The 13554-nt window shown below is 30.7% G+C and carries 15 protein-coding genes and 2 pseudogenes; 9 read left to right on the top strand and 8 right to left on the bottom strand.

Going from position 1 to position 13554, the window contains the following annotated elements:
• The first annotated feature begins 113 nt into the window (after positions 1-113).
• Together Q8X41_RS08725 and Q8X41_RS08720 are read left to right on the top strand one after the other, a co-directional pair.
• Positions 114-1004, top strand: a complete 891-nt coding sequence (locus Q8X41_RS08725; protein WP_397539838.1) for a hypothetical protein — start codon at positions 114-116, stop codon at positions 1002-1004.
• Between the two features lie 142 nt (positions 1005-1146).
• Positions 1147-2292: pseudogene (locus Q8X41_RS08720) on the top strand (IS3 family transposase).
• A gap of 251 nt (positions 2293-2543) precedes the next feature.
• On the opposite strand, the gene Q8X41_RS08715 reads toward Q8X41_RS08720, so the two are convergent.
• On the bottom strand, positions 2544-3131 hold the full coding sequence (locus Q8X41_RS08715) for a thermonuclease family protein (RefSeq protein ID WP_397539837.1): 588 nt from the start codon (positions 3129-3131) through the stop codon (positions 2544-2546).
• Between the two features lie 256 nt (positions 3132-3387).
• Here Q8X41_RS08715 and Q8X41_RS08710 point away from each other — a divergent pair, with 256 nt between their 5' ends.
• Positions 3388-3585 (top strand): hypothetical protein, encoded by a 198-nt coding sequence (locus Q8X41_RS08710; RefSeq protein WP_397539836.1) that lies wholly within the window; start codon positions 3388-3390, stop codon positions 3583-3585.
• Between the two features lie 126 nt (positions 3586-3711).
• Here the strand turns inward: Q8X41_RS08710 and Q8X41_RS08705 are convergent.
• Positions 3712-3912: pseudogene (locus Q8X41_RS08705) on the bottom strand (excalibur calcium-binding domain-containing protein); the annotation flags it as partial.
• A 19-nt stretch (positions 3913-3931) separates the two neighbouring features.
• Complete coding sequence (locus tag Q8X41_RS08700; protein WP_397539835.1) at positions 3932-4498, bottom strand: hypothetical protein; 567 nt, start codon at positions 4496-4498, stop codon at positions 3932-3934.
• Positions 4499-4796: 298 nt separating this feature from the next.
• Here Q8X41_RS08700 and Q8X41_RS08695 point away from each other — a divergent pair, with 298 nt between their 5' ends.
• A complete protein-coding gene (locus Q8X41_RS08695; RefSeq protein WP_397539834.1) occupies positions 4797-5411 on the top strand; it encodes a hypothetical protein in 615 nt (204 codons plus the stop codon).
• A gap of 495 nt (positions 5412-5906) precedes the next feature.
• On the opposite strand, the gene Q8X41_RS08690 is transcribed toward Q8X41_RS08695, so the two are convergent.
• On the bottom strand, positions 5907-6119 hold the full coding sequence (locus Q8X41_RS08690; protein WP_397539833.1) for a hypothetical protein: 213 nt from the start codon (positions 6117-6119) through the stop codon (positions 5907-5909).
• A gap of 577 nt (positions 6120-6696) precedes the next feature.
• Here Q8X41_RS08690 and Q8X41_RS08685 point away from each other — a divergent pair.
• Positions 6697-6945: a hypothetical protein gene (locus Q8X41_RS08685; protein ID WP_397539832.1), complete on the top strand. Its 249-nt coding sequence runs from the start codon at positions 6697-6699 to the stop codon at positions 6943-6945.
• Positions 6946-7499: 554 nt separating this feature from the next.
• On the opposite strand, the gene Q8X41_RS08680 is transcribed toward Q8X41_RS08685, so the two are convergent.
• Positions 7500-8501: a replication-relaxation family protein gene (locus Q8X41_RS08680; RefSeq protein ID WP_397539831.1), complete on the bottom strand. Its 1002-nt coding sequence runs from the start codon at positions 8499-8501 to the stop codon at positions 7500-7502.
• A gap of 614 nt (positions 8502-9115) precedes the next feature.
• On the opposite strand from Q8X41_RS08680, the gene Q8X41_RS08675 reads away from it, so the two are divergent.
• Together Q8X41_RS08675 and Q8X41_RS08670 are read left to right on the top strand one after the other, a co-directional pair.
• Positions 9116-10072, top strand: a complete 957-nt coding sequence (locus Q8X41_RS08675; protein WP_397539830.1) for a hypothetical protein — start codon at positions 9116-9118, stop codon at positions 10070-10072.
• Positions 9984-10835 carry an ATP-binding protein gene (locus Q8X41_RS08670; protein ID WP_397539829.1) on the top strand — a complete coding sequence of 284 codons (852 nt, stop codon included), beginning with the start codon at positions 9984-9986 and terminating at the stop codon, positions 10833-10835. Before Q8X41_RS08675 ends, Q8X41_RS08670 begins: the two co-directional genes overlap by 89 nt.
• 168 nt (positions 10836-11003) lie before the next feature.
• Here the strand turns inward: Q8X41_RS08670 and Q8X41_RS08665 are convergent, their stop codons facing one another.
• A complete protein-coding gene (locus Q8X41_RS08665) occupies positions 11004-11369 on the bottom strand; it encodes a helix-turn-helix domain-containing protein (protein ID WP_397539828.1) in 366 nt (121 codons plus the stop codon).
• 95 nt (positions 11370-11464) lie between these two features.
• Between Q8X41_RS08665 and Q8X41_RS08660 the strand changes: the two genes are divergently transcribed.
• The gene (locus tag Q8X41_RS08660; protein WP_397539826.1) at positions 11465-11677 is read left to right on the top strand and encodes a helix-turn-helix domain-containing protein; all 213 of its coding nucleotides are present in this window, start codon (positions 11465-11467) and stop codon (positions 11675-11677) included.
• A 583-nt stretch (positions 11678-12260) separates the two neighbouring features.
• Entirely contained in the window at positions 12261-12632 is a 372-nt protein-coding gene (locus Q8X41_RS08655) for a divergent PAP2 family protein (protein WP_397539824.1), read from the top strand.
• 75 nt (positions 12633-12707) lie between these two features.
• Here Q8X41_RS08655 and Q8X41_RS08650 read toward each other — a convergent pair whose 3' ends face one another.
• Together Q8X41_RS08650 and Q8X41_RS08645 are read right to left on the bottom strand one after the other, a co-directional pair.
• Positions 12708-13037, bottom strand: a complete 330-nt coding sequence (locus Q8X41_RS08650; RefSeq protein WP_397539823.1) for a YuiB family protein — start codon at positions 13035-13037, stop codon at positions 12708-12710.
• Between the two features lie 156 nt (positions 13038-13193).
• Complete coding sequence (locus Q8X41_RS08645; protein ID WP_397540232.1) at positions 13194-13547, bottom strand: NUDIX domain-containing protein; 354 nt, start codon at positions 13545-13547, stop codon at positions 13194-13196.
• Between the last annotated feature and the right edge of the window lie 7 nt (positions 13548-13554).

The following is a 13554-nucleotide window of genomic DNA, read 5'->3' as shown; positions in this document are numbered from 1 at the left end:
AAAGGCTTTAAATTAGTGATAAACTTTAACAATCTAGCGTTTTCCTTTAAATAAGTATTCTTTATTAATTTGTTGGATAATTCATAGTTTTCAGTTTTAAGAGGAGGGTAACGGTGAAAGAAAATATTAGAATTTACTTTTGTGATGAAATTTCTGAGGGATCTTATAATAGATTGAATTTTATAGGATATAACCCTGGACCTGAGATAAGTATTCCGACTGAAAGATATTTATTTATATCTACTCTTGGAATAGAGCTTAATGTTCTTGAAGAGTATATTGGAAAAACAATAGGTTTTAAGGTGAAAATAATATATTCTGACGGTGAAATAGGGCTTTTTAATAACGGTGATATATATGAAATAGGTAAAATTATTACAAAATCAGGGGTTGTAGGTAATTTTATTTTTCCTAATATAAAGTTACTAATAGAAAGAACAGGAGATTTAATTATTGACGTATTTATGGACAATCAAGAAATCTCCTCTCATACCTTTAATTTCGTGAAAGGTGAAGGACCCTTGTTAAATCCTAATGCGCATAAATCTTATCCTATTGATGCTGGGGTTGTGGATCCAGAAAATAATGATTCAATTCCTGATATTCGTCAACTATTAGAAATAGCTAATAAAGAATTGATTATCATAGACCAGTATTTTGATGTTAATAGTTTTAAAAATCTATTAACTAAAGTAGATAGGGAGATAAGTATAAAGATTATTACTCAAGAAGATTTTGAGTCTGATTATCGTAGTAGAAAAAATGAATTAGTCAGTATGGGATTTAAAGATGTAGAAGTCCGAACTAGTAATAAAATTCACGATAGATTTGTTGTATTAAATGGATGTGAGTATTTTATAATGGGGCATTCATTAAAAGATATTGGTTCAAAATGGTCAAGTTACTTTAGATTAATAAGTAAAAAAGACAGAATCTTAATTGATAAAATGTTTACATCGGTTTGGGAAGAATCGCTTTTAAGTGAAGTTAAAATCAAATTTTAGTATTGGATCTTATTTAAACACAAAAAGCACACTGATAACAATAATGACCATTATAATGATATTCCACAATCGGGCGCTATCCTTGAATTGAACTGCACCCCAAATGTTAGACACGAATCTAACACTTGGAGGTGCCTTTTTTATGGCAAGAATTACTCTCGAACAAAAATTAGATGCGATTTTTCGTTATGAAAACGGTGAAGAAAGCCTTAATTCTATTGCTAAATCACTCAATTTAACTAATACTGAAACCCTACATTTTTGGATTAAAAAATATCAATTTCATGGGCCAGAATCTCTTAAAAAAGGCTATACACGTTATACTTTTGAAGATAAACTATACATACTCAATTATATGAAAGAGAACGGGTTGTCTTCTTTAGAGACTGCAGTACAGTTTAATTTACCTACTCCAGGAACAATTAGAAAATGGCGAATTAGTCTTGGAAATGAAAGTATAGACTCCCTAGTTCTTAAGAAAAAGGGGCATACAAAGTTGAAGAAAGACAACCAAAAAGAAGCTAAGAAACAGATCTTCGAAGAAGGTTCTATAGAGGTATTACAAGCAGAGAATGAACGTTAATGAACGTTTACGTATGGAGAATGTATTTCTAAAAAAGTTGAATGCCTTAGTTCAAGAAAAGGAAACATTAAAACGAAAGACAAGGTGCCTTGACCGACCTGATAAATATGCCGAAATGAAATCGATGATTTCTACTATATATCACGACCATAAGGGAAGATATGGTTATCGTCGAATAACGTTAGAATTACGTAATCAAGGCTTCCTGATCAATCATAAAACCGTTCAACGACTTATGAAGGAATTGGGTTTAAAAACGCACCAAACATTCTTAAACGCGACTTCGTTGCGACAAAACCAAATGAAAAGTAGGTAACGGACGTAACAGAATTTCATTTATTTGGTGAGAAATTATATCTTTCGAACTTGTTTCAAAAATGTTAGACAAAGCTTTTATTTTCTTATCCGAAGGAGATGCCCCTGTCTTACATTCGGATCAAGGTTGGCATTACCAAATGAAACAATAATCTTATGCATTAAAACAAAATGGTATTACCCAAAGTATGTCTCGTAAAGTTAACTGTTTAGATAATGCAGTAATTGAAAATTTTTTTGGTCTATTAAAATCTGAATTATTATATATACAAGAATTTGAGAATATGGTTCACTTTGTATATCGAATACTACAATCACCAACGTATTAAAGGGAAATTAAAAGGATTGAGTCCGGTACAATACCGAATTCAATCCTCTATAGCTGCTTAACTTAATATAATGTCTAACTTTTTGGGGTTACTTCAAATAAGGATAAGCGCTCGTTTTTCATTTAAGGGCCATATTATTGAATATCTTTCTATCATGAAAGGTTATCGAACGATGCTTTGGGAATGTTTCTTTAAACTTGCACAAATATAGGTAACTATTTATAAAGAGCCTTACTACAATATAGATGTAGCAAAGCTCTTTTTTTGAAATTCGTTTTAAATCCCCTTATGTACTATTGAAATGCCCTATTTCTAATGATTATAAACATTAGGATTATAACCGCGATTTGTTACATAACCTTTTTTAGACCAAATTCCTAGATGATGTGATTTTGCGTATTTCTGGGCCTCTAAATATTTAGCTTCATTCTTAGTATTCGGCTTGTAAACATAAGCAACTCGGGCTAATCCTTTTTTAACTAATTCTTCATTAAGGTCTTTTCCATCTACATAGACATATGCTAAAGTTCGATTATATTTATCTCCTTTATTTCCTGTCTTATCATAGTCTAATTGAATCTTATGAGCATGAGTTAAAGCCTTTTTTGTAAAATTACTTGCTTCTTTCCCATAAGGCTGAATTGGTGTGTTTGGTTTAACAGTCTCAGGAGTGTCTATCAAAAGGTACCTAACAGTTTTAACTTTACCATTGATTCTAAACTTACTAGTATCACCATCAACGTGTTTGACGAACGTAACTTCCGATTTTGCAGTTGCATTATTACTTGTTAAAAGGTCAATTCCATCTGTAATTAATGATAGTTGTTTGTGGTTCAAACCTAATATTGCTGCAATAACCAGAACAAAAGCTAATATAACTTGCTTCATTTTGTTATTCATTTATTTTCACTCCTACTACTTTTTAAATTGATATTTTAAGTATAACCTCGATTAAATGCTGCTGGTACTACAAGTTAGTTTCTTTATGTGTGTTTATAAAGTCTCATTTCAACTAGCATACTAGGGAGTCAGTGATCCTTTTATGAATATCCAGGGATAAATTAATTTAGATAATGTTATCGTAATAACACCTTTGGAATAGGATTAAAGGTTATTTGGATAATTTGTTGAATCTCTTTTCTATAGGAGGGATTTGATGAAGAAATATTTTTTACAAGCAACATACTCAGAAAGCAGAAATACAATCAAACTACAATCGAAGAAAGATTTTAGAAAGTGCAAAGAAATTGAAGTGAACGGTAGGAGATTGTTAGTTGTAACACCAGATCGATTTGTAGATTTAACAGGAGCAACAGTAGTGCTAATGGGAAAGAAAAATAAAAGTTATGATTAATACATATTTAACCCCTCAACCTAATGTGGAAGAGGGGATTTCTATGATTTATTTAAAATAGATACAATTCAAATTAATCTTCGAATAATTCGTTAGCTAAATCCTCAATTTCTTCTAGCTAAATTTCTATCTCTCACATGCAATTCCATCATTATCTCGATCTAAATCTTCATTGTTTTTAATAGCATTATTATATATTTTGGATGAAATCTTAGTACCATAAGACAATGCTTTATAAGTTGTTTTTTTCGTTTTTCGATTTACAACTTTATTTTTAGTGTTAGCAGATTTTGCTACACCTTTTGGATATCGCTTGTTAAATGCTGTGCAATTTTTTTTATCCTAACTACTCTAAATAAACTTCAATATGGTAAGCTTCCAATGCTGGCAATGTAACTTGAACACCCATACCATTAGAATAACTTTCTTTACCTAATATAATACTATCAATATTTACAACATTTCCCTCAACTGCATCTGTAATACCTTGATAATGCACCAAAAACTCATTGTTTGTACCTAATACTGAAACCCTTAAGACAGTTTCTCCATTTTCTTCAATAGCTTGCTCGACTACTCCGCTCAAAAAGTAGGGTTTATCCTTATATCGATCCGCAGCTTTATCTAATTCTCCATATGATATAGCTTCAGTATTATCAATACCTTCATTGCTCATTTCTGCAGTTTCTATAACAGCGTTTGGATCTTCTTTCACACTTTTATCTGCCTTTTCTATTCTTTCTCGGGCAAGATTTTTTTGTTCTTCTTTCATTTCAGCTTCTTTTTCTTTCTCTGCCTGTTTGATACTTTCTATTTTTTCTTTATTAGCTTTTACTGTGTATTGGTTATAAAAGTATACACCACTTAAAATTACTGCAGCAGTGATTACGATTGTTATTATTGTTCTTTTCAATCCACACACTCCTTTTAGATAATTATACCTAACATATAATTAATTTGAACTAATAATTATACTTTAATTTCAATTTTTATATCCGAAAATAATTAAGTGATAATTTATATAAGCGTAAAAAAATCTCCCTTGCAAAAGGTAATTGATTAACTATTTTAATATTAATAGTTTAATAGTTTTATATTATAATGGTTAATTTTAATTTCATAAAGATATAAAGTCTAACTTTTTAGAGGGGATAATTATTGTAAATTTATATTAATTTAGTACCGTATATTAAAAGAAAAGGAGTCAAAAAATGATAGAAAAAACTATAGAGGATTATAAAAATTATCGGGTAAAGAAATTAAAAAGAGGTTATAAGATAATTGGTTGGCCATTAACATTATGCTTTTTCGGGTTATTATTATTTACATTTATAACTCTATATCTTGTTATCGAAATCAACATATGGTTTAGTTTACTAGAAATAATGTTAGGATTTCTTTTTTGGATAATTAATAAAAAAGTAGATGGTTTACTTAGATTTAGTTGGTTAGATAATGAGGATATGTTAAAAGCATATGTAAACTGTTACTTAAAAGAGCTAGGTTTTGTTCGCTCACAGCAATTTAAAGATTTATCGATTGTTTTAAAAGAAATAAGTAAAAAGAGATATAAAAAATATGATTTAAATCCCTATTTAGCGATGATTGTATCAATAATTATTTTTTCATTAAGCCTTGTTGTAAATGAGGATTTAAAATACTTAATTATAATAGTTGCAATAGGTGCTATTTTTATTATTGTTAGTATCAATCCATTGTTTAATACATTTACAAATATATTTTTAAATAGAGATAGCGATATAATTTATGAACTGGCAGGTATTATAGATGAACTCTATTTTGAAGTTTCAATAAAAGAATTGTAAGTGAATCTTAAAACGCGAATTAAGTGGCATTTTAAACAAAGCGAGTATTTATTTGTTTACAACAATCGGGCGCGATTGTGGAACACCTTAGGTAGAAAATGATCAAACTTAAATTTGTTGAATAAGAATCCCTTTTGATTAATCTTTTTTCAAAAGGGATTTTTTAAATTAATCGTGAAATATGGGTTTGCAAGGTATTTTTAATCCAACTTTATTTCAAACCTACAATGACCGTATCAATTATCACCTAACAATTACATTTCATTTTTCCGTTTGGTTTTTATGCGTTAAATACATGTCCTTAAAGTGAAAGCGTTGATGATAATGGATTTTTACTGATTTACTCTTGATAAGATTTAGCATTATCACCTAAAGCTATAGCTGACACTGTAAGAATAAAGGATCCTGGTGAAATCATAGGAGTAGAGTTGTTTGATCACATTATTTCTGGCAAGGAAGATTCCTTTCGGTGGTATTTTTAAAGAGTATGACCTTTCATTTATTATTCTTTCTAAACCACTTCTCCCATAATTCCTGAAACAACACATTACGTTTAATCATTACAGCATAACCCAAAGCTAGACAAACAATTGTAGATGGATAAATTGGTTGTCCAGTTATTAGATTGGCAATAACCAAGTAAGTTAATGCTACTGGTAGGCATATGCCAAGAATATTAGCGTAAAGAATTAATTTATAGAAGTCCATTTTAAGCATCCACCTATTATCTATTAGTATTGGTATATTATTAATTTACCCTAACCAAAGGTAAACATTCTTTTTAAAATCAACAAAGATGGAAAATAGTTTATTCAATCCTCGTGTAGGACAATATGCTAGTCCCCAACTCAGAGGTTAGTAGCCTTTCTTTTTTACTGAACTGAACTCTAATCATCACTAATTAATAAAATTTCCAAATAGCATTTACTGTATACATTCAACTGGATATTATGTTTTCTGATTCAAAAATGAAATTAATAAAGAGAGAATGTTTGATGATCTTAGTAATGAATGTTTTGTTTAACCATGATAAAAACTATTCGGAGTGGAATTATTATTTCAAGGAAGAAATTCGATGGGAGATGTTAAAAAGAGCAAAAGTGTAAGTTAGAATAATAGTATAAGATCATTTATATATACTTTTACTTAAATAAAAATAGAATAACAAGACCTATTGGGTCTAAGAAATTGGTTAAAAATCATCGGTAAGGATGTATGACGAAAATAGTCGTGAACATTCTTATCGATGTTTTTTTATAAAAAAATCAATATGGAGGGAAACCAAATGAATCAAATGGGGCAATATCTTGTAGTAAAACGAACAAAGGAGAAAGATGAACAATTTACAGTGATTGATGCAATGTCACTGGATGAGGCACATGCAATTTTCAAAGTTCGGCATAAGGACGATCAGGACGCAATGGAAGAAGGAGAAACTTTTTTCATCTTTGAAGTGGAGGGAAATCTGGAATTTGATGAAAACAATCGGATTGCATTTCCAAAAAGAGATATGACAATAATTCAAAAGTGGTAAGTAATAAGAAGAATAAAAAAGATGGCTCTGCTTTTAATGAGAGTCATCTTTTTTTGTTAAAAAGTTTGCTTACTTTGCGATAACTAAATTACTGGTAGATGAATTACATACCGTGTGTTTAGGAAGAAATTCCTAAACATCCCGTGGTGATTTTTAATTCTACATTGTTCTGTGTAATAAAAATATAGTAACGATTAACGGTACCTAATATTAGATACAAAGGGGGGAATGGAAAAAATAAGTCGAAGAATTCCAGAGTTTATCAATGTTCGTTATGGTATCTATTAGTAGTTACCAGCCTACCGATTGGGTTCTATTGGGAGCGGATTATAATCAAATAAGTTCATTACTTCGGATTATGGTTACCATTCATCGTAACGAATAGTAAAAAGAGAAGGATTGAAATGAAGGTTAAGATGAGGAAGATGTTGATATTTAAGCTTTTTGTCATGGTATCTATTAACGGTAACGTATGAGGGATACAGATCCATTTTTCAGTTTAACTTGGTATGTATGCAAGCCATTCAAAACGAATGACTGTGTAAAAGAAACAGTTATGAATATTTTTGTAGAGCAGTATACACTGCTTCATTGTTATATTTTAAAGGCGATATCTTTATTTTTAAACCAGACTCTTTTATTCTATTTACAACTTGAGGATCCGATACAAGTTGCTTAGCTATATTTTCCCCTCTTCTTATCCCATCACTAAGTCTTGAGCGATTAGAAAAACTATTATCTGCTATTACGATGTTCATGATATGAAGTTCATATGGGTTCTTTTCAGCTTGAATCGCATATTTAAATACCTTTTCTATTATTGTTTCAATAGGTTCTGTTCCCATGTCTAACTCAATGTTAATGAAAGCATCTCTTGTTTCATTTTCCCCTTTAATTTTGACAATCCAATCAGGTTTCACGATAGTCATTGTTGTTCCATTTATCTCGGTTGTTCGGTTGTTTGGTGTCATGTATTTTGCAATTTTTGCATGGTATGATCCATTATTTTGACGGTGAAGATTTTTCTCTTTTCTTATCCATTCTGTATATTGAAGAACTGCTGGAGAATAAGATGATACATGCTCATCATAAAATAGTAGATATTTCCCCTTATTGCTGTCAGTATAAAGGATAATTTTACCGTCTAATTGTGTTAACAGATTGATTACTACTTGCTGCGTCATTAAAAAGTGTATGATATTTTTCTTTTTATCAAATTTATAAATTTTTGACTTGTTATAGGTTGAGTCCAATAAATTTTGCTCAATTAGTAAATCAATGCCTTTGCTTCCAATGCAAATATATTTAAATCGTTCTCCATCAAATCCCTCACTATAATGATAGCCGCGAATAAGTTTATAGTCCTCAAATTTGCGGATACGGTTTTTAAAACTATAATCCGTCATATTCATGTAGCAAAATTTTTTCGCATACGTATAGGATTGTTGTATTGTTAACATTCGTTGCTGTTCCAAGAATGCTAATAACTGTAAATCTGATTTTGTCAGTTCCAACCGTAGTCTTGCATTTTTCTTTAATATTATTTTATCCTGCATTTGTTTTTCCTTTCCTTCTGGGTGAATGTTATTTGTTTACCAGAACACATTTAGGATTTTATTTTTCACTATTATTGTCGGCTATACAAAAAGTTGATTACACAGAGACTAGTTCTGCGAGTAATATACTTTCCCTGAATAATAAGGTTTGTTTAACCTCATTTTTGCTTTAGAACTATATTATTTGAGTAGTTAAAAGTGAAAAATAAGTGTTCTTTTAAATAGTTTACTTTCAAATTTTGATATTTCTAGCCACTATAAGAAAACAATCTCATTCAATATTCAGTGGTTATTTTCAAAAAAGTGTCAAAAGACTTGCAAAACAAAAAGATAGCTGTAAAATAGAATTCAAATATATATTTGTTTTGACTTTCTCAACAATAAGGGAAAAACCCAAGAGGAAGTAGTGAAATGTACACATTGAATGTGTAAGAATTTTGCTGCGTCTATCTTTGGTTTTTCCCTTTTTTTATTGGGTAATTCCTATATATCGCAGACTAGGAAAGAAGATGATAAAAAATATAATGATAGTTATATTTTGCAAAAGGTATTCAAACGTGGATACTTTTAATTACAATAGTTAACAAAAAATAACAAAAGTAATAAAGAAGGCGATGAATATTAAAACACGGAAATTAAAAAGAGCAGTTATTAAAGAGGAATTGGTAGAATTAACAGGTAGCATGGAAGAAGCGGTCGTATTACATCAATTCATTTATTGGTCTGATCGTGTGAGAGACGTTGATATGTATATTCGAGAAGAAAAGAAACGATCTGGTGTGACCGGAGATAGTGTTGATTTTCCATTATCACATGGATGGATTTATAAGAAAGCGGAAGAATTACTTGATGAAGTAATGCTGGGAATATCGGCAAATACACTTCGCAAACATATAAATAAACTAGTCAATAAAGGTTATATAAGTAAACGAAATAATCCTGATTATAAATGGGATAAGACTTTTCAGTATCGTGTCAATTTAGTTAAAGTAATGCGGGACTTACAGAAAATAGGTTATGTATTGAAGGGGTATGAATTATTACCACGAAACTCAAAATATAATACTTCGAATAGAAATTTAGATGAATCGAGTTTCAAATCTAGTGATTCGGACCTCAATAATTGCGGTGCAATACCAGAGATTACTTCAGAGATTACTACAGATATTATTTCAGATACTTCATCTTCTAAAAAACTCAATGAAGATGAAGGAAAACGACATCATTCAAATCAATTTGATTTAATTTGTAGAACCTACTTGAGTCTCAGTAAACATAAGCAACTATCATCTAATGATGATAAGGTGATTATGGAAGTAGTTCAAGAAAACTGGGATACTCATCAAATAATTGGCTGGATAAAAGATTGTTTCAATAATTTTAAACCGCAACATAAGCTAGATAATATTCGGTCATTTCAATATGTTGCTAATTACATTTTTGATCAAGCATATAAATTAGATACTCAGGAGGTTTTTGAAGATGGACAAGATTCAGGATTTACTATTGAAGACGAATATTTCCAACGATTCAGAGCAAATGTTTCGTATGAAACCGGGGAGATCGACTGAAGCAACAGCAAAATGCATTTATGGAGAATGTGACGGATCGGGGCTAATTTATTCTATTAAAGAAGATGGTCAAGAGATAGCAAGAGTGTGTAAATGCAGAGAATATAAAAAACAGTTACGAAGAATAAAGTCTGCTAGAATTCCAACTGATCATGTAGATAATACAATTAAAGACTTCCAAACGGAAATCTATAAGAAAGAAGAAAGTGTAAGTATAGCTAGATATGCTAAGAAGGTAGCTTCTTGTTATGTGGAACAATACTATGAAATGGAGGATATGGGTAAAGGGCTATACTTGTATAGCAAAACAAAAGGTTCTGGAAAAACACGTCTATCTATTGCTATAATTAACGACCTAATTATTAAACATAAAGTAAAGCCAATTTATATTTCTGTTGTTAATATGCTGAACGAGATGAAGAATTCATTTAGTAATAAAGAAACCAATGTCAATTCCTATAGCCTAATGGAATCTTTTAAGCAAGCACAGGTACTTGTTTTGGATGATCTTGGAGTGGAGAAAACAACGGAGTGGTCGGAGGAAGTATTGACACAAATAATTGACGAGCGAATGAGTTATAAAAGACCAACAATCATTACATCAAATATACCTATTTCATTATTGCAGCAAAAATATCCTGTTGGAAGAATAAAAAGTCGTATTGAAAAGATGACATTTCCAGTTATTATGCCTGAAGAAAGTATTCGAGAGCTATTGGCTAAACAGGAAAATGATAAAATAGCTGAAATGTTTTTCAAATAAAATGAAAAAAGTTGTGTTTAATCTCTTAAAATATAGAAATACGTTGTTAAAATATAATTATAACAGTTAAGAAACAATTGAATACAAGATAAAAAAAGGGAAAACCCCATTTTAGGAGAGTGCCAGCATGTTTAGCATGCTGCAGTCTTTCATGGTGGTTTTCTTTTTTTATTTGTTCGATGACAAAGATTTTATAAACTCATCTAAAATTTCACGTAATAACTTACACTGCTGCTCAGAAATTTTGATCCCTTTGTAGAATACATTACGTTTTAAAACATCGTTTAAATCCTGAAAGGAGTGAAGTTCTACATTGTTAACATAACCAGCAGTCTCCATTAAGTGTTCATATGTAACATCAAGATGTTTATGTATATCTTTAATGACACTCGGAGAGGGAATGCAACGTTTCCTATTTTCAAGCTGGAATATGTAGGCATTACTAGCGCCTGACAATGGTTCTAGTTGTTTTATTGTAAGTTCTTTTCGTTTACACAAGGAACGTAAATATTCGCCAAATTCCTTTGGCTGCATAATTATCACCAACTGTCTAATTAGTAAAAATGTTTGCATAATATTTGCTGGAGTTAATAAATAAAAACGATAGATAAAAAGGAGCTATATGACAAATGAAAATTATTGTAAAAGATCCAGATGTACTACGAACTATGTTAATTGAAAAAGGTTATTCTCAACGTGAGTTTTCAAGACTTACTGGATTGAGTGAGAATTATTTTAACCAAATTATTAATCATAAAAAAAGCCCGAGTCCAGCAGTTGCAAAAAAAATATCAAATCAATTAGGCCTCGAATTTCAAGATGTGTTTTTAATTACAAAATAAACTAAGGAGGAAATAGACCATGAATCAAACAGATTATTCCATTAGTACTTATTTGCATTCATTTATTTATATCTTTCCTAATCATAGCAATCCAAATAATAGAAGTTAGTATTTGCAGCTATGATGTCACGATTTAAATAAACAGGAAAACAAGAGGACTTAAAATGCAATATATAAATCAAACCTTATAAGGGAAAACACAGGAGTTATTGAGGGAATAACATCATGAAATCTTGAAGTTGGATTTGTCGATGTCTTTCGCAAAATACGGATATAAATATGAAGCAGAATTATTATTTATCAATAAACAATAGATTGGATTCCCCTTCTATTGTTTAAATACATACCATACTAATTTAGAAAGAAATACGGATGCTTTTTATCTAACGAGTTTCTTCTATCATATATCTTTCATTTAAGAAGTAAAATTACAAATCTAGTGATAGAACAGCCCGATCTTTTTCATCATGTGTAATACCAATATGCCTTAAAGTAATTGCTGGAGAACTATGATTTATCATAACCTGAATGATGATAATATCTGTTCCGACTATAGCTGTGGTATACGCAAGTTTTTCTTGGAATGCCAAGCTCTCATTCAGCAGCCGTTTCAGCTTTATCAACGGCCATTGGCATTGAATCAGGACTATCCTCACCACTTTTCGCCATTTCAGCAATATTTTCTATTGTTGTGATGTTTGATGCATCTGGTATTCGATACCAAGCAGGACAACAGGCTATTGTGATTAATCAAATGCACAAAGATTTTCAAACACTTATTATAAAAGCAAAGGCTTTGCCTGAGAAAAATAGTGATGAGAAAATTGAAGACTTAAAAACGCTACTTGGTCATCGTCCTATTGAAGTATTTTTCGGTTGCTTAACAGGCATAATTTATCCATTCTTATTTATACTTTTAAGTAAAAAAATTGATAATCGGATGTGGATCATCTAAAAATGAAATGTTAATATTTTCTATTGATTTAACAGCACCTAAGTTAAAAGCAGCGAGCAAAATCGCTCGCTGCTTTTAAAACATTTGATAACCCATTTTACGTAAAATTTTCATTACAAACCCTGCGACAATTGCCCCTACCAATCCACTAGCTAGAATAAGAATATCCGCTGGTTGTAATGATACCAGTTTATGTCCCAAAGCTGGAAAAGCTGTACCTGCTTTGAAGAAATAATCTAGGAAACTAACATTATCTACTATGAAAATTACGACAATTGGATATAGAATTGCCATGAACCATGTAGAACGAAGTAACATATTCAATAAGAATCCAATTCCAAAGAACATAACTAAGAAAATTAGCATGGATAGGATTAATTGGATAATAGAAAATCCACCTGTCATATGTTTGAAACCTCCATTTTCTCTCACATAAGTGTAGCTGATTGATGCAAGGCTTTCAATGACTAGGTATGGTTTTCTGCGTTTTGACATAATTATTCAATTAAAAGAACAATTTATACTCTGTATAACCAAATACATTATCTCGTTCTATCCTCTCTATGCTGCAGGCTTAGTTTTCAAAGGTATTTCCACTATTTCCAAAAGTAGCATAGATGTTCGTTTGTCTTCTTTTAATGCTTGTGGTGTCACCCAACGTACTTCATACAATTCATCTAATTGCACTTTAATCAGTTGATCGTGTGTATTCGTAGTTAAGTAAAAGATCGCCATATTATCGCTAATTTCATCTCTTATTACGCCTGTTCGTATTCCAAGTAATCCTTGCATGGATGCATTGATACCTGTTTCTTCAAATAATTCGCGATGACAAGCTTGATCTATGGTTTCTCCTGTTTTGACAAAGCCCGCAGGCAATGACCACATACTTTTAAGTCTACCATAACGTTTCATCACGACA

The organism is Rummeliibacillus pycnus (assembly GCF_044359855.1).
GTDB lineage: Bacteria > Bacillota > Bacilli > Bacillales_A > Planococcaceae > Rummeliibacillus > Rummeliibacillus pycnus_A.
The sequence above is the reverse complement of the archived record's forward strand: the minus strand, read 5'-3'. Positions and strand labels throughout refer to the sequence as shown.